This window comes from Halomicrobium urmianum (assembly GCF_020217425.1).
Taxonomy (GTDB): domain Archaea; phylum Halobacteriota; class Halobacteria; order Halobacteriales; family Haloarculaceae; genus Halomicrobium; species Halomicrobium urmianum.
The window spans coordinates 2,673,419-2,692,774 of sequence record NZ_CP084090.1 but is presented as its reverse complement, the minus strand read 5'-3'; the positions used below and the strand labels follow the sequence as shown (position 1 = coordinate 2,692,774).

At 70.2% G+C, this 19,356-nt stretch carries 22 protein-coding genes; 8 read left to right on the top strand and 14 right to left on the bottom strand.

Annotated features, from left to right (window positions below):
* Positions 1–111: 111 nt before the first annotated feature.
* The 3 genes from LCY71_RS13360 to purH form a co-directional block, all read right to left on the bottom strand.
* Positions 112–852: a hypothetical protein gene (locus tag LCY71_RS13360; protein ID WP_225333644.1), complete on the bottom strand. Its 741-nt coding sequence runs from the start codon at positions 850–852 to the stop codon at positions 112–114.
* A 63-nt stretch (positions 853–915) separates the two neighbouring features.
* Positions 916–1,425: an SHOCT domain-containing protein gene (locus LCY71_RS13355; protein WP_225333643.1), complete on the bottom strand. Its 510-nt coding sequence runs from the start codon at positions 1,423–1,425 to the stop codon at positions 916–918.
* Positions 1,426–1,675: 250 nt separating this feature from the next.
* Complete coding sequence (gene purH, locus LCY71_RS13350) at positions 1,676–3,256, bottom strand: bifunctional phosphoribosylaminoimidazolecarboxamide formyltransferase/IMP cyclohydrolase (RefSeq protein ID WP_225333642.1); 1,581 nt, start codon at positions 3,254–3,256, stop codon at positions 1,676–1,678.
* A 148-nt stretch (positions 3,257–3,404) separates the two neighbouring features.
* Here purH and LCY71_RS13345 point away from each other — a divergent pair, with 148 nt between their 5' ends.
* The 4 genes from LCY71_RS13345 to LCY71_RS13330 all read left to right on the top strand — a co-directional run bounded on the left by LCY71_RS13345 (position 3,405) and on the right by LCY71_RS13330 (position 7,497).
* Positions 3,405–4,007, top strand: coding sequence for a hypothetical protein (locus LCY71_RS13345; RefSeq protein WP_225333641.1), 603 nt, complete (start codon positions 3,405–3,407; stop codon positions 4,005–4,007).
* Positions 4,008–4,087: 80 nt separating this feature from the next.
* Positions 4,088–5,074, top strand: coding sequence for a PrsW family intramembrane metalloprotease (locus LCY71_RS13340; protein WP_225333640.1), 987 nt, complete (start codon positions 4,088–4,090; stop codon positions 5,072–5,074).
* Positions 5,075–5,112: 38 nt separating this feature from the next.
* Positions 5,113–6,495 (top strand): adenylosuccinate lyase, encoded by a 1,383-nt coding sequence (purB, locus tag LCY71_RS13335; protein ID WP_225333639.1) that lies wholly within the window; start codon positions 5,113–5,115, stop codon positions 6,493–6,495.
* A gap of 324 nt (positions 6,496–6,819) precedes the next feature.
* Positions 6,820–7,497: a phosphoribosyltransferase gene (locus tag LCY71_RS13330; protein ID WP_225333638.1), complete on the top strand. Its 678-nt coding sequence runs from the start codon at positions 6,820–6,822 to the stop codon at positions 7,495–7,497.
* Here the strand turns inward: LCY71_RS13330 and LCY71_RS13325 are convergent.
* The 7 genes from LCY71_RS13325 to LCY71_RS13295 form a co-directional block, all read right to left on the bottom strand.
* Positions 7,489–8,598 (bottom strand): M20 family metallopeptidase, encoded by a 1,110-nt coding sequence (locus LCY71_RS13325; RefSeq protein ID WP_225333637.1) that lies wholly within the window; start codon positions 8,596–8,598, stop codon positions 7,489–7,491. The genes LCY71_RS13330 and LCY71_RS13325 overlap by 9 nt on opposite strands.
* A 1-nt stretch (position 8,599) precedes the next feature.
* The gene (gene lysA, locus LCY71_RS13320; protein ID WP_225333636.1) at positions 8,600–9,826 is read right to left on the bottom strand and encodes a diaminopimelate decarboxylase; all 1,227 of its coding nucleotides are present in this window, start codon (positions 9,824–9,826) and stop codon (positions 8,600–8,602) included.
* Between the two features lie 74 nt (positions 9,827–9,900).
* Positions 9,901–10,725 (bottom strand): hypothetical protein, encoded by an 825-nt coding sequence (locus tag LCY71_RS13315; protein ID WP_225333635.1) that lies wholly within the window; start codon positions 10,723–10,725, stop codon positions 9,901–9,903.
* Between the two features lie 361 nt (positions 10,726–11,086).
* Positions 11,087–11,917, bottom strand: a complete 831-nt coding sequence (locus LCY71_RS13310; RefSeq protein ID WP_225333634.1) for a 2,3,4,5-tetrahydropyridine-2,6-dicarboxylate N-succinyltransferase — start codon at positions 11,915–11,917, stop codon at positions 11,087–11,089.
* An 81-nt stretch (positions 11,918–11,998) separates the two neighbouring features.
* Positions 11,999–12,757, bottom strand: coding sequence for a 4-hydroxy-tetrahydrodipicolinate reductase (gene dapB / locus LCY71_RS13305; RefSeq protein WP_225333633.1), 759 nt, complete (start codon positions 12,755–12,757; stop codon positions 11,999–12,001).
* The gene (gene dapA, locus LCY71_RS13300; RefSeq protein ID WP_225333632.1) at positions 12,754–13,680 is read right to left on the bottom strand and encodes a 4-hydroxy-tetrahydrodipicolinate synthase; all 927 of its coding nucleotides are present in this window, start codon (positions 13,678–13,680) and stop codon (positions 12,754–12,756) included. The genes dapB and dapA overlap by 4 nt, the downstream gene beginning before the upstream one ends.
* 260 nt (positions 13,681–13,940) lie before the next feature.
* The gene (locus LCY71_RS13295) at positions 13,941–14,315 is read right to left on the bottom strand and encodes a Rid family detoxifying hydrolase (protein WP_225333631.1); all 375 of its coding nucleotides are present in this window, start codon (positions 14,313–14,315) and stop codon (positions 13,941–13,943) included.
* A 112-nt stretch (positions 14,316–14,427) separates the two neighbouring features.
* Here LCY71_RS13295 and LCY71_RS13290 point away from each other — a divergent pair, with 112 nt between their 5' ends.
* Positions 14,428–14,925, top strand: coding sequence for a LabA-like NYN domain-containing protein (locus LCY71_RS13290; protein ID WP_225333630.1), 498 nt, complete (start codon positions 14,428–14,430; stop codon positions 14,923–14,925).
* A gap of 116 nt (positions 14,926–15,041) precedes the next feature.
* Here LCY71_RS13290 and LCY71_RS13285 read toward each other — a convergent pair whose 3' ends face one another.
* Positions 15,042–15,224, bottom strand: a complete 183-nt coding sequence (locus LCY71_RS13285) for a DUF8178 family membrane protein (RefSeq protein WP_225333629.1) — start codon at positions 15,222–15,224, stop codon at positions 15,042–15,044.
* 135 nt (positions 15,225–15,359) lie between these two features.
* Between LCY71_RS13285 and LCY71_RS13280 the strand changes: the two genes are divergently transcribed.
* From LCY71_RS13280 to LCY71_RS13270, 3 genes are all read left to right on the top strand, one after another.
* Positions 15,360–15,830, top strand: a complete 471-nt coding sequence (locus LCY71_RS13280; RefSeq protein ID WP_225333628.1) for a PUA domain-containing protein — start codon at positions 15,360–15,362, stop codon at positions 15,828–15,830.
* An 84-nt stretch (positions 15,831–15,914) separates the two neighbouring features.
* A complete protein-coding gene (locus LCY71_RS13275; protein ID WP_225333627.1) occupies positions 15,915–16,310 on the top strand; it encodes a nascent polypeptide-associated complex protein in 396 nt (131 codons plus the stop codon).
* Positions 16,311–16,347: 37 nt separating this feature from the next.
* Positions 16,348–17,079: a tRNA (adenine-N1)-methyltransferase gene (locus LCY71_RS13270; RefSeq protein ID WP_225333626.1), complete on the top strand. Its 732-nt coding sequence runs from the start codon at positions 16,348–16,350 to the stop codon at positions 17,077–17,079.
* Between the two features lie 43 nt (positions 17,080–17,122).
* Here the strand turns inward: LCY71_RS13270 and LCY71_RS13265 are convergent, their stop codons facing one another.
* The 3 genes from LCY71_RS13265 to LCY71_RS13255 form a co-directional block, all read right to left on the bottom strand.
* Entirely contained in the window at positions 17,123–18,463 is a 1,341-nt protein-coding gene (locus tag LCY71_RS13265; protein WP_225333625.1) for a sulfatase family protein, read from the bottom strand.
* A 97-nt stretch (positions 18,464–18,560) separates the two neighbouring features.
* A complete protein-coding gene (locus LCY71_RS13260; RefSeq protein ID WP_225333624.1) occupies positions 18,561–18,821 on the bottom strand; it encodes a hypothetical protein in 261 nt (86 codons plus the stop codon).
* 160 nt (positions 18,822–18,981) lie between these two features.
* On the bottom strand, positions 18,982–19,305 hold the full coding sequence (locus LCY71_RS13255) for a transcription factor S (protein WP_225333623.1): 324 nt from the start codon (positions 19,303–19,305) through the stop codon (positions 18,982–18,984).
* Positions 19,306–19,356: the final 51 nt, after the last annotated feature.

Below are 19,356 nucleotides of genomic sequence, written 5' to 3'. Positions count from 1 at the left end.
CGGTCCCCGCCGCTCACGGACGTCACAGTCGCGGCAGTGTCGACACACTATCGGAGGAACTGAACGCACTGACACACTCGAGGAGCACCCGAGATGCCCTTCGATGTGTAACTAGTTTCTACGATAGCGACCCCGGGGCCACACCAGGAAGCGCCGGACGAACGCCGCCATCACCGCCAGCGCGGTCATCCCGACGATGGGGGCGGCGCTCGTGTGCCCCCGCTCGGTCCGCGGCTCCCGCTCCTCGCGCTGGTCGTCATCGCCCTCGCCGTCCCCGCCGACGACGGGAATCTTCTCCGTGATACCTGACCCGGACGCGTCCGCGCCGTCGCCGCCGTCACTGTCGCCGCCGCTCTTCTTCTTCCAGAGGAAGCCGGCCGCGGCCGCGAGCACGCCCAGAACCGCCACGGCGGCGCCGCCCAGAACCAGCAGTTTGCTCTTCCCGCCCGAGTCCGACTCGTCCCTGGGACTGGGGACGCCCGGCGGCGGCGTCTCGCCACTGTGCCGGCGGTGGCGCCGGTCGTCGGACGTGCTTCCCCGTCGCTCGTCGGGCGTGCTGTCCTGCCGGTTTCGAGTGGCAGCCGCCGTTCCCGGGCGACGCTCGGTCGTCGGATCGGACCCGGTCGGCTCGCCCAGCCGCGCCGCGCGTTCGCCGGGACGCCGGCGCGACCGCCCCTCGGGCCCGCCGGTCCACGTCTCCGTCGGGAAGGGACTCGTCGCAGCGTCGGTCGGTCCGGATCGGCGAAGCTCCGCCGGCAGGTCGTCGGGCGAGACGCCCGGGACGGCACGGGCGATCCGCTCGGCCGGCACCCAGTGCAGGTCGAGGCGGACGAGGGTCAGGTCGCGTGACATGTCCGTAACGACGGCGCGAGGACCAATAAAAGCGCCCGTGCCCGCAGCGACGGCGCGGGTTCACTATTCGAGTTCAGCGGTCCGGTCCCGCTCGTCGCGTCCGACCGCCTTCCCGCGGACGGTCCCGGTAGACCCCTCGAAATCGGCCGCCAGCAGATCGTCCAGCCGGCGCTCTAGCTCCAGTTCGGAGATCTCGCCGGCGACGTACCGCTCCCGGAGCCGCTCGTGCCGCGTCTCGACTGACGGCTCGAACTTCCGTGCGAGGCGGGGCTCGCGGCCGGCGGCCCGCTCGGCCACGGCGGCGGCGCCCGCGAGACGGTCGCTCTCCGGCAGCGAGACCATGCTCGCGAGGGTGACCGCCAGCGCGACGGCCAGCACGACGTCCAGGCCGAGCAGCAACACCCCGAACAGGAAGTAGGTCGCGACGGCGTCGGCGGCGGCCAGGAGCCCGCCCGCGACGACGCCGACCAGCGCCGTCGCGGCGGCGAGCGTGAAGACGCCCACCGCCGCCATCGTGGTCAGGACGACGCCCGCGAACAGCAGCCAGTGACGGTTGCGCGTGACCCAGGACACGTCTACCGTTCTCCCGTCGGTCGATAAAAAGTGTTCGGTGGCCGATACGTTCGTGCCGGACGGCTACCAGACGGTCGCGTTTGGTTGCAGGCCGAACGACGACGGCGCTCCACTCAGTCGTGTCGGAACCACCGGAAGACTCGCTCCGCTCGTCTTCCGAGCTTTAGACACTTAATCGCTGACGCTCAATCGTGTCTAAAACACCGTCAGAGCGTGCTCTGGCGAGCTTCCGAGACTCCTTCGCTGACGCTCAGTCGTGTCTAAAAGCCCGCTGGCCGGTCATCACCATCGCCACGTCGTGCTCGTCGGCGGCCGCGACGACCTTGTCGTCGTTCTTCGACCCGCCGGGCTGGATGACGGCCTCGATGCCGGCGTCGGCGGCCACCTCGATGCCGTCCGGGAACGGGAAGAAGGCGTCCGAGGCCATCACGGCGCCCTCGGGGCCCTTGCCCTGGGCGTCCTCGTTGGCCTTCATCTCGGCGATGCGGACCGCGTCGACGCGGGAGACCTGGCCGGCGCCGACACCGACCGTCTCGGTGCCCTGCGCGAACAGGATGGCGTTGGACTTGACGTGCTTGATGGTCCGCCACGCGAACAGCATCGACTCCAGTTGCGCCTCGGTGGGCTCGCGCTCGGTGACGACCTCCAGGTCGTCGACCGTGGGCGCCTGCTGGTCGCGCTCCTGGACGAGGCGGCCGCCGACCAGCGGCTTCTCGGTGAACTGCTCGCTGACGTCGTACTGATCCGAGACGTCGAGGACCCGCAGATTGTCCTTCTCGAACAGCGCGTCGAGCGCGTCGTCGGTGTAGCCGGGCGCGACGACGACCTCCTTGAACGAGTCGATAATCTGCTCGGCCGTCTCGACGTCGCACTCGCGGTTGAGCGCGACGATGCCGCCGAACGCGCTCTTGGGGTCGGTCGCGAGCGCGTCCGCGTAGGCGTCGGCGAGCGTGTCGGCGACGGCACAGCCCGCGGGGTTGGTGTGCTTGATGACCGCGGCGGCAGGCTCGTCGAACTCCTTGATCAGGTTCAGCGCGCCGTCGGCGTCGTTGTAGTTGTTGTAGGACAGCGCCTTCGCGCCCTCGTTGAGCTGGTCGGCGTGGACGACGCTGGCCTCCTCGGTCGTGCGGTCGGCGTAGACGGCGGCGTCCTGGTGGGGGTTCTCGCCGTAGCGCAGGTCGGCCGCGCGGTCGTTCGAGAGCAGCCGGCGAGCCGGCAGCGGGCCGGCCTGGTCGCCCTCGACGCTGACGGTGCCCTGGTCCGGGTTGACCGTCACGCGGTCCTCGGCGAACCACTCGACTGCGCGGGGATACGCCGCGAACTCCGCCTCGTAGAGGACGCGCTCCTTCAGGTCGTCCTCGTCGTCGCCCTCGTGGACGGGGACGGGCTCCTGGGTGACGACGGGGCCGCCGTCGACCGTCTCGTCGACGACGTGGACGGTGCAGCCGGTCACCTTGACGCCCGCGTCGAGCACCTGCTCGTGGGCGTCCATGCCGCCGAAGGAGGGGAGCAGCGACGGGTGGACGTTCAGCGTCGTCGGCACCTCGTCGACGAACGTCTCCGTGAGGACGCGCATGTAGCCGTCGAGGCAGACCAGGTCGAAGTCGTAGTCGTCGAGCGCGTCGAGGACGCGCAGCTCGTGGGCCTCGCGCTCCTCGTCGTCGTCGCGCTCGACGACTTCCGTCGGGATGCCCCGCTCCTCGGCCTCCGCCAGGACCGGTGCGTCGGCGTCGTTGGTCAGGATCACCGAGAACTCGGCGTCGCCGGGCGCCCGGTCGGCGATGTTCAGCAGGTTTCGGCCGCGGTTGCTTGCCATGCCCGCGAGTTTCATGTCGGAAGCGCCGGCCGGCGAGCGCAAATGGATTGCGGTGTCCCGGTGTCACGGATGACACAGTCGACACAGTCCGACCCGTCGAACCGAGATGCGACCGGCGGTCCATCCGGAACGCTTTCCTCGGAGCCGAGCACACCGGCGAGACATGACCGAGACGTCGCGTCCGTGGGCACAGGGCGCGCTCGCCGCGGCCGGCGTCGCGTGGGCGGCGTGGGCCGTCTGGATGACGGTCGTCGAGGGGACCGAGGGGCGGATGCTGCTCGCGGTCGGGCTCTCCGGCCTGCTCACGGCCCTTGGCTTCGTCGGCGTGGTGTTCCGCCTCCCGTGGACGTACAAGTTCCCGGGCGGCGAGGGCGCGGGTATCGGCGCTCTCGGCGCGCTGGTGTTCGGGGTCGGACAGTCGCTCGCCGCCATCCTCGGGGGCGACCCGATCGACTGGCTGGTCGCGCCGGGCGTCCTCGGACTCGTCGGCGGCACGGGCATGCTCGCGTTCGGCATGGTGCGCGCCCGCCGCACCCCGCCCTGGATCGGCGTCGCGCTGGCGCTGAGCGCCGTGCTGTTCCTGGGCTTCGGCGACGGCGCCGGGCTCCGGAGCCTGCTGGCGCTGCCGTTCGGACTGGCCCTGCTGGCCGCCGGCGCCTACCTGGCGCGGTACCCGGAGCGGCCGACGACCCACCTCGAACCCAGCGCGATCACCAGGGAGTCGGCAGATCCGGGCGACGAACGCGGCGAGTCCCCCGGTGAGTGAATCCGCCGGAGGCCCGCTCGCCGTCCGTCTCGCGGTAGAGCGGGGAAACTGACAACAGTCTAGCACTCCATTCTCCTGACATGGTGCGCGATCCGGTCAAGGCCGCCTTCGGCGGCGACGAGGACCTGTACGACGTTGCAGAGTGGGACGCCCGGTCGGCGCTCGACCGCCTCTCCGTCGGCATCTACGGCGGGCTGCGGGCGTCGTTCCACGTCCTCCTGATCGCCCTGGCGCTCGTGTTGTTCGCCGTCCAGTTGTCGTTTGCCGCCCTCCTCGTGGCCGACCGGCCGGGGCTGGGGGCGCTGGCGCTGGCCTCGGCGGTCCCGGCGCTCCTGCTCGTCGCCTACGCCTGGTACGGCGACCCGACGCGGCGCGAACCGCTCGCGGCGCTGGCGATCACGTTCGTGCTCGCGGTGCTGTTCGCCAGCTTCGCCGCGCTGATCAACAGCGTCGCCCAGCTCGCGTTCAACCTGATCCCCGTCGTCGGGACGGTGCTCTTCTTCTTCCTGGTCGTCGGCCCGATCGAGGAGACGGTCAAGTGGCTCGCGATCCGCGTCTACGCCTACAAGGGCGACGCGTTCAACACGGTCGTCGACGGCGCGGTGTACGGTGCCGTCGCCGGCCTCGGGTTCGCCTTCATCGAGAACGCCATCTACATCGTTCAGGGATACACCAACGCCGCCGGCATGGAAGGCGTCCAGCAGATACAGCGCGCAGCGCTGACCGCGACCGGTCGGGCCTTCGTCGGCCCGGGCCACGTCCTCTACTCCGCGTGGGCCGGCTACTACCTCGGTCTAGCGAAGTTCAACCCGGACGACTGGGGCCCCATCGTCGTGAAGGGGCTGCTGATCGCCGCCGCCATTCACGCGACGTACAACTCGCTGGTCAGCTACCTCCCCCAGCTGCTCCCCTCGTGGAACTTCCTCTACCTGATCGGCTTCGTGCTCGTCTTCGACGGCGTCGTCGGCTACGCCCTCTACCGGAAGGTCAAGCGCTATCAGGACTACTACGACCGGACGGACGCTACCGAGCGGACCGAGGCCGCCGAGGCGACGACCGAGGGCTGATCGACACGCTTTTTCGCCGGCCTCGCACACCTCCGGCCATGACCGACAGGGACGCCCTCGACGCCGTCTCGCCGCTGGACGGGCGGTACGCGCGCTACACGGAACCACTCGTCCCCTACGCGAGCGAGCGGGCGCTGATGCGGGCCCGCGTGCAGGTCGAAGTCGAGTACCTGCTCGCGCTGGCCGACCTCGACGCGACGCCGCTGGCGATCGACGACGACCAGCGAGACCAGCTCCGCGCGCTCTACGGGGAGTTCGACCGCGAGGACGCCGAGGTGATCAAGCAGCTGGAGACGGAGGGGTACGGTGACTACCCCGCGACCAACCACGACGTGAAGGCCGTCGAGTACTTCGTCCGCATGGGCCTGCCGGCGGGCCTGGACGCGGCCAACTGGATCCACTTCGGGCTCACGAGCGAGGACGTCAACAACCTCGCCCACCGCCTGCTCGTCGGCCCCGCCGTCGAGGAGGTCCTGCTCCCCGAACTCCGGGACCTCCGGGACGTGCTCGTCGAGTTCGCCCACGAGTACGGCGACGTTCCCATGCTCGCGCGCACCCACGGCCAGCCCGCGACGCCGACCACCTTCGGCAAGGAGATGGCCGTCTACGCCTCGCGGCTGGGCCGGGCGATCGCGCGCGTCGAGCGGACCATCGAGAGCCTCTCCGGCAAGCTCGCCGGTGCCTCGGGTACCTACGCCGCCCACCACGCCGCCTACCCGGACGTCGACTGGCCGGCCTTCGCCGAGTCGTTCGTCGACGACCTGGGGCTGGAGCACGAACCGCTCACGACGCAGGTCAACCCCTGCGACGACCTCGCGGCGCTGTTCGACGCGCTCCGCGGGGCGAACAACGTCCTGCTGGACCTCGACCTGGACGTGTGGCTCTACGTCTCCGACCGCTACCTCGGCCAGGAGGCCGTCGAGGGCGAGACGGGCTCCTCGACGATGCCGCACAAGGTCAACCCGATCGACTTCGAGAACAGCGAGGGCAACCTCACCAAGGCCAACTCAGATCTGACCTTCCTCGGCGACTACGTCACGAAGTCCCGACTCCAGCGCGACCTCTCCGACTCGACCGTCAAGCGGAACGTCGGGGCCGCCTTCGCCCACTGCCTGATCGGCTACGCGAAGTGCGGCAACGGCCTCGACAAGGTCGTCCCCAACGAGCAGGTCATGCGCGAGGACCTCGAGTCGACGCCGGAGATCGTCGGCGAGGCCGTCCAGACGATCCTCCGCCGCGAGGGCCACGACGACGCCTACGAACAGGTCAAGAAGGCGACCCGCGGCCGCGAGGTGACCATCGACGACTTCCACGGGATGATCGAGGACCTGGACGTCGACGAGTCCGTCCGCGAGGAACTGCTGGCGATCACGCCGACGGGCTACACGGGCGTCGCGAGCGAGCAGGCCGACGGGGTCTAACGGAGCCGCGTTCCCGCTGGCGCACTCCCGAGCGGCCGAGGCCGTTCTGTCCGTGAACCGAGCGAGCGCGACAGCGGGCGCTCGTCGGGCAGTGGTGATCAGTGGACGAAAGTGCAGGTACCCCTACCCGCCGTCCACTGTCGTACACTGATCACTTCCGGGGTCGGACAAATGTCTTGTGGTCGACGACTGGGCACCACTCCGTAACACTCGATGCCGACTTCTCTCCCGACTACCTGCGGATTCACCCCGAATTCCGCGTTGACTCACCCGCCACACCTGTCGATGGACCAAGGTGAAGGTGCTCGACGCCGAACGTGACCCATGTTCACTGACCGCACCGACGCCGGGGAGCAGCTGGCCGAGAGCCTCGCCGACCGCGGCGTCGACCCCGATATCGTCCTCACCATCCCGCGCGGCGGGCTGCCGGTCGGGCGCGCGGTCGCCGACCGCTTCGCCGTCCCGCTGGACGTCGTCGTCGCGAGCAAGATGGGCGCGCCCGACAACGAGGAACTGGCCATCGGCGCCGTCGCGGAGGACGGGTCGGTCTGGCGGAACGACGAACTGATCGCGGAGCTGGGCGTCACCGACGACTACCTCGACCGCGTCCGCGAGCGGGAGCGAGCGGTCGCCGAGGAGAAGGCCGCCACCTACCGCGAGGGCGAGTTCCCGGACGTGACCGACGAGCGCGTGCTGGTCGTCGACGACGGGGTCGCCACGGGCGCGACGATGCGGGCCTGCCTCCAGCGCGTGCGCGACGACGACCCCGAGTACCTGATCGCCGCCGTTCCGGTCGGCCCGGCGGACACGCTGGACACGCTGCTCGACATCGCCGACGACGTGGCCAGCGTGGAGACGCCGCCCGCGTTCCGCGCCGTCGGCGCATACTACGAGGACTTCCCGCAGGTCACCGACGAGGAGGCGCAGACCTATCTGGACGGGGACGGAGAAGAGGGCGGCGACGAGGACAACGAGGCGGACGACGGCGACGAGTCAGAGTAGCTCGTCCAGGGTCGCCGCGACGGCGTCGGCCGCCGCGTGGAGCTGTTCGACGGGGACGTACTCGCGCTCGGAGTGGGCCACGGCGCCCTCGTCGTCGGTGAGGACGCCCGGCCCGAACACGACTGTCGGCGCGTCCGCTGCGAAGTAGGAGGCCTCCGTGGCGGCGCCGAACGGGCGGACCTCGCCCCCGCTGGCGTCCTGAAGCGCCCGAACCAGGGTGTCGTCCTCGTCGGTCGCGAACGCCTCGGGGAACGGCGTGTCGGGCCGGATCAGCTCGACGGAGAGGTCCATCCCCGCGGGCATCCACTGGTAGAGGTGCTCCTCCAGGTCCGCGCGGAACTCGTCGACCGTCTCCGGGGGGACGCTCCGGCGGTCGAAGGTGAGCCGGCACTCCGCGGGCACCTGATTCGTGGCCTCGCCGCCCTCGATCATCGTGGCGGTCAGCGTCGGCCGTCCGAGTTGCTCATGCTCGCCGGGTCCTCGCTTTTCATCGTAGGTCTCCAGCGCCTGCAGCACGGGCGCGGCCGCCCTGATCGCGTTCTGCCCGCTCGCGGGGTCGGCGGCATGGGCGCTCTCGCCCTCGATGACCACGGTTCCCTCGCACTGTCCGCTGGCGGCGGTACAGACGTCCAGCCCGGTGGGCTCGCCGACGATATAGCCGTCAGCGGAGAGGTCCTCGGCCAGCGCCGCCGCGCCGGTCTGGACCGTCTCCTCGTTGGGCGTGACCGCGAGGGTGACGCGCCCGCCGTCGGCCACGTCCGCCCGGAGGAAGGCGTCGATCATCGCGGCCAGCGGCCCCTTCGCGTCGCAGCTCCCGCGGCCGTAGACGCGGTCGCCCTCGCGGCGGTACTCGACGTGGGGCGGGACGGTGTCTACGTGCGTGTTCAGGACGTAGTGCGGGTCGTCCGCGTCCTCGCCGCTCTCGTCGGCCCCGCCCTCGGCCCCGCGCGACGCCACGGTGTTGCCGTGCTCGTCGACGTCCGCCGCGACGCCGTGGTCGGCCAGCGTCTCGACGAGCAGCTCGCGCATCCCGTCGACGGACTCGTGGGACGGCGTCTCGACGGCCGCGCGGTGGAACGCCTCGAGGTCGAAGTCGGTCATGTCACTGCTCCACGCGGACCACGTCGGCCAGCGTCTCGCGCCGGCGGACGACGCTCGCCTCGCCGCCCTCGATGGCCACCTCGGCCGGCCGGGGCTGGGAGTGGAACTGGTTGGCCAGCTCGTAGCCGTACGCGCCGGCGTTGCCGATGGCCAGCAGGTCCTCGCGCTCGGGTCGGGCGATCGGCCGGTTCGTGCAGAACACGTCCGCGCTGGTGCAGCAGGGTCCGCCGACGGAGACGGGCTCGGGGTCGCGCTCCGGCGCGGTGACGTTGTCGATGGGGTGGTAGGAGCCGAACATCGCCGGGCGGATCAGCGTCGCCAGCGAGGCGTCGACGCCGACGACGGTCGCCGCGGGCGCCTCCTTGATCGTGTTGACCTCCGTCAGGATGACCTCGGCGTCGGCGACGACGTAGCGGCCGGGCTCGAACTTCGGGCGCGCGTCGAGGTCGCCGACGGCGGCCTCGACCTTCTCGGCGACGACGTCCATATCGAGCGGCTCCTCGTCCTCGCGGTAGGGAACGCCGAAGCCGCCGCCGAAGTCGACGAACTCCAGGTCCTCGTCGCCCACCTCGCGGGCCATGTCGGCGACCTTCCCGATGGCGCGGCAGTGGTCGTCGAGGTCGTCGTGCAGGACGCCGCTGCCGGCGTGGGAGTGCAGGCCGACCAGGTCGAAGCGCTCGCGGACGTCCGCGGCGACCTCGGGCACCTGTTCGTAAGGGATGCCGAACTTCGCGTCCTTGCCCGTCGCCACCTTCTCGTGGTGGCCCGTGCCGATGCCGGGATTGATGCGGATGGCGACGCGGCCCTCGTAGCCCCGCTCCTCCAGGCGGTCGAAGGTGTCCTGCGCGCCCGCAGTGATGGTGAGTCCGGGGTTGTTCTGGGCGAGTTCGACGGCGTAGTCGAGGTCCCTGTCCGGCGGGTTGACGGCGGTGTACTGGAGCGTGCTCGGGTCGGCGCCGGCGTCGACCGCTCGCTGCAGTTCGCCCTTCGCGGCGCACTCGATGTTGGCGCCCGCGTCGAGCAGCGTCTCCAGAACGGCGTGGCCGGTGTGGGCCTTGGCCGCGTACATGACCTCGGCGTCGACGGCGGCGTCGAACCGCTCGTAGTTCTCGCGCACGCGGTCGAGGTCCAGCACGTACAGCGGCGTCCCGTGCTCCTCGGCCAGCGCGGCCAGGCGATCGTAGTCCCAGTCCGAGACGCGCCGGACCGGCGGCGAATCGTGGCTCATTGCCTCGTAGAGGGCGCGCGCGGCTAACAAGGGTTCCGCTCTGGGACGCCGAGGTCACCCGGTGCGGGACCCTCTCACGGCAGGTGGTCGTATCCCGCCCGGAAGCCCCCGGGCAACAGCTCCGGGCCGAACTCGTCCTCGCCGGGGTCGGCGTCCGTCTCGAACTCGGGGTTGGCCGGCTCGACGTCGCGGTTCTCCGGCGGCGGCGCGTCGTGCGCGTAGACGCTCTCCGGGTGGGAGTGGACCCACACGTGCAGCATCCACGGCGTCTGACAGGGGAACTCGGACACGGGCCCCTCGCCCGTCTGCTCCGCGGCGAAGAGACGGAACTTCCACCACGAGAGCCGTCCCGGGAATCCCACGTGGGCGTGCCAGGGGACGCAGGCGCCGTCGTCCTCGTAGACCGTCGGCGGCGGCTCGACCGGCTCGCCGTCGCGGGTGGCGACGTACATCACCCCGATCGGTCGCCACGACTGGTGGTCGACGAGGACCGACTCGGGCCGTTCCGGGTCGAGGACGGTGTCGTCCCCCACGTACTCCGGGCTGAGCCAGTGCGACCACCCCGTCGCGTAGTCGGCGGTGAGGAAGTCGAAGTACGGGACGAACCCGTCGTCGATCAGCGACCCCACCGTCGGGTACTGCTCGTGCAACGCCTCCGTGACGGACTGCTGGAGCGTCTGCGTCTTCGGGTGGTCGTCGTCGCAGACGGTCTCGATGGAGTCGTCGTAGTGGACCATCGACGGCTCGACGGTGCCTTCCGGACAGTCCCCGTGCGGCGTCGGCGTGTGATCCTCGTCGGCCGCCGCCGACCCCGCACCGAGACCGGCGAGCGTGACAGTCCCGCCCGCTGCCCGGAGTACGTCGCGCCGAGAGAGGGCCCCACTGTCGTCCCGATTCATGTTCTCCCTCCGCCCGCGCCGCGCGCCTCGTCATCGATCGGTGCGTGCATGGTGGCAACGAGTAGCAGGGGACGCAGCGGACTACGAAAAGCGCCGCCACTATCGAAATCCAAGCGGTAGCGATGGGCTATCGACCGTCCATCGAGTGGCCCTCATCAGCGCTCTATCCGGCCCGAAGGGGCGAGAAAAGACGCCGTAAGCGAAACGACGACACACCGACGCCGCTCGCGTATCGCCTCGCTCCGCTCGGCTCCCGGTCGCTATCCGAGGTTCCTCCCTGCGGCCGGAACCTCGCTGGCTTGCGGCTCCATGTGATCGCCGTTCGCCCGTAACGAGGTCGCTCCTTTCAGTCGCGACCTCCCTACTCCCGAAGCGCGTCCTCTCGCTCCGTCGCTTCCAGGGTCTCCGCTTCGACGTCCGTGGCGACCACGGCGGGCTTGTACGCGCCGCCCTCGAAGAGGTCGTGGTCGCTGACGCTGGACTCCACGAAGCGGGTGAACGCGCGGCGCTCCGGCGGCAGGTGGCCGTAGATCACTTCCTCCTCCACGAGGTCGTAGATCGGAATCCGGGGCGTCAGCAGCGTGTTCTCCCCGACGATCGAGCCCTCGCCGACGACGAAGCCGGAGGTGACCCGACAGCCCGCGCCCAGCGAGACGTCGTCCTCGACGATGACCGGGGCGTCCTCGACCGGTTCCAGCACGCCGCCGATCAGCGTGTTGGCGCCCAGCTTGACGTTCTCGCCGATCTGGGCGCAGGAGCCGACCGTGTCGCAGGAGTCGACGAGCGTGCTGTCGCCGACGTGGGCCCCGACGTTGACGAAGCTCGGCGACATCATGATGCAGTCCTCGCCGAGGTAGGCGCCGCGGCGGATCACGGTGCCGTCGGGCGTGTTGCGCGTGCCGCGCTCGGCGAGGTCGCCCGTCTCCCGCAGCGGCAGGACGTCGTGGTAGTCGACGCCGCCGTGGGTGCGGGCCTCCGTCTCGCGCAGGCCGAAGTTCAGCAGGATGCCCTGCTTGACCCACTCGTTGGCCTCCCACTCTCCCCCGGACTTCTCGGCGGCGCGGACCTCGCCCGCCTCGAGCGCGGCGAGGAACTCGTCGAGCGTCGCCAGGTGGTCGCCGGTGGCGTCCTCGGCGGTCAGCCCGTCCTGCTTGCGCTGCCAGAGGTCCTCCACGTCGGATTGCAGACTCATGGGGAAGGCGAGCGCCCGCTAGGTCAAAACGTCCCCGAAGTCGGGCGTGGCGGTCGATCCGTCCCGTCGGCGCGAGTCCGGTCACTCCCCGGCGACGACGCCGGTGAAGTCGTACCAGCCGGGGTCGCGCCCCTCGATCCAGGTCGCCGAGTCGAGCGCGCCGGCGGCGAACACGCCGCGGTCCTCGGCGCGGTGGGTCAGCGACAGCACCTCGTCGTTGCCGGCCAGGACGAGCTCGTGCTCGCCGCGGACGTCGCCGGCGCGGCGGGCGAAGACGCCGATCTCGTCGTCCTCGCGCGGGGCGTGGCCCTCGCGGCCGTAGACGGGCTCGACGTCGCGCTGGCGCTGGATCGTCTCCAGGATGGTTCCGGCGGTCCCGGACGGTGCGTCGACCTTGCCGTTGTGGTGGGTCTCCAGCAGTTCGAGGTCGTACTCCGGGAGCGCGGCGACGGCCGCCTCGACCGCACCGAGGAGGGCCTGGATGCCCCGGGAGAAGTTGGTCGCCTTGAGGACGGGGACCGTCTGGCTGATCTCGCGCAGGCGGTCGAGTTCGCCGTCGTCGAAGCCGGTCGTGCCGACGACGAGGGGGAGGCCGGCCTCTGCGGCGTCCTCGGCGACGGCCAACGTGGCCGCTGGCGCGGCGAAGTCGACCACGACGCCGACGTCGAACTCCGCGAGCGCCTCGCCGGCCTCGCCGGCGGGACGGATCGGGACGCCGCTCCGTTCGCCGGCCTCGCTGGCGAAGCCGACGACCACGTCCACGTCTTCGCGCTCCAGACCGCCGTCGACGGCGGCGCCGCCAGTGCGGCCCGTCGCGCCGTTGACCGCGACGCGGGTCATCGCTCCACCTCCGCGTACTCGTCCTCGAGGTCCTCGTCCGCCAGGTCGGCGAGGACGTCCTCGAGGTGGTCGACGTGCTCCTCGGAGAGTCTCGAGAGAGGCTGGCGGAGGTGCGCCGGGCCGTAGCCGCGGATCCGCATGGCCTCCTTGACCGGAATGGGGTTGGTCTCGACGAACAGCGCGCGAAAGAGTGGGCCAAGTTCGTGGTGAATCTCGCGGGCGCGCTGGAAGTCGCCGGAAAGCGCCGCGCCGACCATCGCGCAGGTGCGCTCGGGTTCGACGTTGGCCGCGACGCTGATGCACCCGTCCGCACCGATCGAGAGCATCGGCAGCGTCATTCCGTCATCGCCGGAGAGCACCGCGAACTCCTCCTCGCGCGTGCGCTCGACGATTTCAGAGATCTGGTTCATGTCGCCGCTGGCGGCCTTGTACCCCAGGATGTTCTGATGTGCGGCCAGTTCGACCGCGGTGTCGGGCTCGATGTTCTGGCCCGTCCGGGAGGGGACGTTGTAGACGATCTGGGGGCAGTCGACCTCGTCGGCGATGGTCTCGTAGTGGTCGACGAGGCCGCGCTGCTCGGGCTTGTTGTAGTAGGGGGAGATCAGCAGGAGCGCGTCCGCGCCGGCCTCGACCGCGCGCCGCGAGAGGGAGAGCGCCTCGCGGGTGTTGTTCGAGCCCGTGCCGGCGACGACTGGCACGTCGTCGACGGCGTCGACGACTGCTTCGACGACCTCGACGTGCTCGTCGTGGGTCATGGTCGCGGACTCGCCGGTCGAGCCCACGGGCACGAGGCCGTCGACGCCGGCCGCCTCCAGTCGCTGGGCGTCCTCTCTGAGCGTCTCGAAGTCGATGCTGCGGTCCGCGTCGTCGTGGAACGGCGTGCACATCGCGGGGTACACGCCGGTGAAGTCGATGTCCGTCATTGGTGTGGGTGTCGCGGTTACTGGTCGACGGTCCGGTGCGCGTCGGCAAAAGTGGTCCGACCCGGGACGGGGGCGCCACGCCCGCCACGAGTCTCAGAACGCGCGTTTCGGTTTCACCGGCGCGGACGCACCGCTCGCGGCCTCGCTGGCGCGAGCCGGTGCGTCACGTCGCATACGTGTGGAATCATGACGGTTGGACTTAGGCGTTGCGTTCCCGACGGACGGCGTGCCCGAACCGGAGCCGGCTGCGACGGCCCGTATCAGACCGTCGCGATGGCCTCAATCTCGACCTTGATGTCGACGGGGAGCTTGACGACCTCGACGGCGCTGCGGGCGGGATAGGGGTCGCTCATGTGCTCGCCGTACACCTCGTTGACGTCGTCGTAGTACCGCATGTCCGAGACGAAGACGGTCGTCTTGAGCACGTCGTCCAGCGAGGCGCCGCCGGCCTCCAGGATGGCCGCGACGTTCTCCAGCGTCTTCGCGGTCTGCTCGCCGACGTCCTGGCTGACCACGTCGCCGCTGTCGGGGTCGATCGGCCCCTGCCCGGAGACGTAGATCCGGTCGCCGTCGCGGATTCCCTGCGAGTACGGTCCGATGCTCTCCGGCGCGTCGTCGGTGGTGATCTCCTCCATGTCGGTGGTGATTGCCACCACGACACGAAAAAGCCACCGGGCCGGAGCCTCGTCGGCCGGTCGTCGCCGCTGAGCCCGAAGGACTTTGCCGCATCGCGCGCACGACTCGCGTATGACCGTGACACATCCGGGCCAGCGCGTGGGCGTCCTGGCCGACGCGCAGAACCTGTATCACTCCGCCCGGAGCCTCTACACGCGCAACATCGACTACTCGGCGCTGCTGGAGGAGGCCGTCGACGACCGCGACCTGACCCGCGCCATCGCCTACGTCATCCGGGCCGACGCCGACGACGAGGAGACCTTCTTCGAGGCGCTGGTCGACATCGGATTCGAGACGCGCATCAAGGACATCAAGACGTTCGGCGACGGCTCGAAGAAGGCCGACTGGGACGTCGGGATGAGCCTCGACGCCGTCTCGCTGGCGCCCCACGTCGACACCGTCGTCCTCTGTACCGGCGACGGCGACTTCGCCCGCCTGTGTCGCTACCTGCGCCACGAGGGCGTCCGCGTCGAGACGATGGGCTTCGCAGAGTCGACCGCCGAGGAGCTGATCGAGGCCGCCGACGACTTCCGCGACCTCAGCGAGGAGTCGGACCGATTCCTGCTGTAGCTCCGCGTCGGTTCACGTCGAAACGAGAAGGCGGCCGTACGAGCTCTCGTCGTTCACTACCCTCACGACCGGGCCGACTGCGGGCGGCCGCCCGGATACAGCGACGGCCGTCCGTATTAGACCGGCCGGGCGTCCTCGGAGGTCCCGACCAGCAGCGCGCCGGCCGCGAGCCCGAGGGCCGCGAACGACGCCACCACCACGGGCAGGGCGTCGACGAGCGGTGCGGTGCCCATGATGAGCGCCGTACTGACCAGAAGCAGGAGGGAGCCGACCATCACTTTCCGCGAATCCGTTGCCATTGTCGAACAAACGTAGATTTCCGGAGAATATAAAATTCCTCGGAATCGACCGAGAGAGGCACGTCATAGCATAACAGTGTCGGAGGGCGTCGCGGATGCGTGGCCTTTTGGCCGGGGGGCGCCTCCGACGAGCCGATGACCGACCGCGATCTGGGCCTGCTCCGACGCGCGGCCGACTACCAGTTCGGCGCCGGCGCCGGGGCGGCGCTGTTCGGCGACGGCGAGGACCTGAGCGTGAGCCACACGAGTTCGGGTCGCCCGCGACAGGTGACGGCCCCTGAGGGGCGGCTGGCGACCTACGCGACGGACGGCCGCTTCGTGCTCGGCGCCGCTGGCGGGCGACGCCTGCAGGCGGCCCACGAGCCGCCGCGCCACCGCGTCGTCGTGGGATCGGAGAGCGAGCCCTACGTCCGCGAGGGGCGCAATACATTCGCAAAGTTCGTGCGGGCGGCCGACCCCGGCATCCGGCCGGGCGACGAGGCGCTGGTCGTCCACGAGGACGGCGATCTGCTGGGCGTGGGCCGCGCCGAGCTACCCGGCGAGGCCATGCTCGACTTCGAGACGGGGATGGCGGTGAAGGTCCGCCACGGGATCGAAGCCGAGTAGCGCGACGAGAGGGGGCAGTCGGTCCGACTGCCGCGAGCGCCGCGGGTCGGTGTTCTTTTTGCCCAGGGCCTCGCAGTCCCGGGTATGTTCGGAGGAGGCGGCGGCGGTCTGAATCCGCGGAAGATGAAGCAGATGATGGAACAGATGGGCATCGACATGGAGGACATCGATGCCGAGGAAGTGATCATCCGGACCTCCGACGAGGAGCTGTACTTCGACGACGCCGAGGTCCAGCTCATGGAGGCCCAGGGCCAGAAGACCTACCAGGTCGTCGGGAATCCCGAATCCCGCGAGCGCGGCGCCGGCGACTCCGGCGGAGCCGACGCCGGAGCCGAGGGCGAGGAGAGCGGCGACGAGGGCATCCCGGACGACGACGTCGAACTCGTCGCGATGCGCGCCGACGTCGACGAGGACACCGCCCGGGAGGCGCTGGCCGAGACCGACGGCGACCTCGCGGCGGCCGTCGAGCGACTGGAGTGAGTGTGACGGTCGTCCCGTCTACGATTCGACTGTCACCATGAGCTATCTTTTCGTTCATCGAGAACGGGACCGCGAGCACCTGCTGTCGCCCGGCGACACCCTCGAGTCGGACCTCGGCATCATGGAGGTCCCCGACGATGTCGAACCCGGCGACGTCGTCGAGACGCACCTCGGCGAGGCCTTCACGGTCCGCGGCCTGCGCGGCCCGGACCTGTTCGAGCACCTCGAGCGGACCGGAGCGCCGATGATGCCCCGGGACGTCGGACTCGTGGTTGGCCGGACCGGCCTCCAGTCCGGCGACCGGGTCCTCGACGCGGGCACCGGAACGGGCGTGCTGGCGGCCTACCTCGGCCGCATCGGCGCCTCCGTGGTCACCTACGAGCGCGACCCCGAGTTCGCCGAGGTCGCCCGCCAGAACATGGCCGACGCCGGCGTCGCGGACGCCGTCGAGGTCCGGACCGGTGACGTGACCGACGAACTCGACGACTTGGGCCAGCAGTTCGACGCTATCACGCTCGACACGGGCGACGCGGCCGCCGTCGTCGAGCGGGCACCGGACCTGCTGGTGCCCGGCGGCTTCGTCGCCGTCTACTCGCCGTTCGTCGAGCAGTCCCGCGAGGCCGTCGAGGCGGCCCGCGAGGTCGGCCTCGAAGACGTCGAGTCCCTGGAGACCATCCAGCGCGAACTCGACGTCGGCGACCGCGGCACCCGCCCCTCGACACGGGGCGTCGGCCACACCGGCTACCTCACCTTCGCGCGCCGGCCGTAGATCGGTTGCGACGGCCGCAGCCGCGGCGAACGCCCGTCCTCGATTACTCCAGACCCGCGAACAGCTCGTCGTAGTCCGCGGGCGGGATCGGTCCGTCGAGGATCGGGTCGCTCGTCTCGCGGAGCCAGCCCCCGAGCCGCTTGGCGAGTTCCTCGCGGACCTGGTCGTACGCCTCGTCCGCGGCGACGTTCTCCTGCTCCCAGGGATCCGCTTCGAGGTCGTACAGCTCCTCGGACACGTCCGATGTCAGGCCGTAGCGGCCCCGAACCGCTCTCCCGGCCCGGCTCGCGAACACGTCGTCGGGCATGAACACGCGGGAGCCGTGCCAGAAGTGGCGCACGTACTTGTACCGGTCCGTCCTGATCGCCCGGACCGGGCTGTACGTGCCGTGCCAGGTCAGCTCCGCGAACGCCGCGTCGCGCTCGGCGAACGGCCGATCGTCGAACAGGGGGACGAGGCTCCGCCCCTCGACGTAGTCCGGGATCTCGTCGGCGACGGCGTCGATTATCGTCGGCAGGATGTCGACGTTGCTCACCAGGCCCTCGTAGACCGTCCCGGGATCGATCAGCGGCGGGTACCGCGCAAGGAGGACGCCCTCGATGCCGGGATCGTAGCAGGTGCCCTTCGCCCGCGGGAACGCGACGCCGTGCTCGGTCGTGAAGACGACGAGCGTCTCGTCGTCGATGCCGGCGGCAGCGAGCGCGTCGAGGACCGTCCCCACGCCATCGTCGAGGGCGCGGACCATGCCCTGCAGCGCCGCCAGATCCTCGCGAACCCCCGGATCGTCGGGCAGGTACCCCGGCACCTCGACGGCTTCCGGGTCCGGCAAGTCGTAGCGGTCGCCGAAGCCGTACAGCGGGTCGTCCCCGCCGTCGTCCTCGAGGACGCGGTGGGCCTCGAAGAACCCGATGGAGGCAAAGAAGGGCGACCCGAGCCCGTTCGTGAGGTAGGTCGCCACCGTCTCCGCGACGTCGCGGGCCCGGTTCGCGGAGTGGACGGCGGGCGAGACCCCCGGGGAGAGCGTCCCAGCGGTGTGGATCTCGTCGTACCCGAGCCGCTCCGGTTCCTCTGAGACGTGCTGGAGGCCGAACTGGTGGGTCTCGTAGCCCAGTTTCGACAGGCGATACGGGAGCGTCCGCCGGACGTCCAGTTCCCAGTCCGTGTGTGCGAGCCCCACGAGCCCGTGCTGGTGGGGGTAGAGCCCGGTGTGGAGGCTCCCGCGGCTCGGCGAGCACTGCGGCGCGGCAGTGAAGTGGTTCGCGAACCGGGCGCCCTCCGCCGCCAGACGGTCGACGTTCGGCGTCTCGACGTCGACCCCGTAGCAGCCCAGGTACTGGCCGAGGTCGTGACAGTGCAAGAGGACCACGTTGGGCCGGGCGTCCATGCCAGAAACGTTGGGTTCCTGACGTGTTAAACCCGTTCACGTCCGCCACGTCGAGGTGTGCCGGTCCGTCCGACGACGGACGTCCGGCCCGCCGCAGTCAGTGCGTCTGTGCCTCGCCCGCCGAGAGAAACGGCTCGTGTGGCTCCGCCGAGAGTTCGCCGTACTCGATCAGTCCCCGACACCAGAGGCAGACGGTGAAGGAGACCGGTCGACCGTCGCGATCGTACTCGGTCTCGAAGACCGGCGTCTCCCGCTCGCAGTGGGGACACGGGTGTAGCGTCGCACCGTTCTCGCGCATCTCCCTGCCGCTGCCCAGGCGGAGCGCGTACCATTTCCGGAGTGTGTGCAGAAGGCCCACGGAGCCGTTACGAGCGTCACGGGGGTAAGTGTCGCGCCAAATAGGTATGGCATCCCGAAATCGGGCCACACAAACCGCCGTACGGGCGTCTCGGCGATACCGAGTGAGCTGGAGAATCGCCGTCAGCTGGCGGTTGCGAAGCGAGGCTCCCGGGTCGCCGCTAGTGGTCGTCTTCGCGCCACTTGTGCTCGCACTCGGTGCAGGTGTAGAAGCGCGTCTCGGACTCGTCGGCGGAGCGGATCTGCTTCATCTCCCAGAAGGCGCGGTCGTTGCCGCACTCGGGACAGATGGCCTCCGTCGTCGGGCCCATGTCCTCGGCGTCGACCTCGGAGGTGTCCACGATCTCGCTCTCCTGCTGGCCCTGGGTCGTGACCATCGCGGCCTCCGCCTCGTCGTCGCGGGCCTTCTCGTAGCCGCAGCTCCCGCAGACCCAGGTCCCATCTTCCGTTTTCATCATCGAGCCGCATTCGTCGCAGAACTCCATCGTTGTTCCCCGTAAGCCGTCCCCGCAATTTAAATCACTGGATTCCGCCGG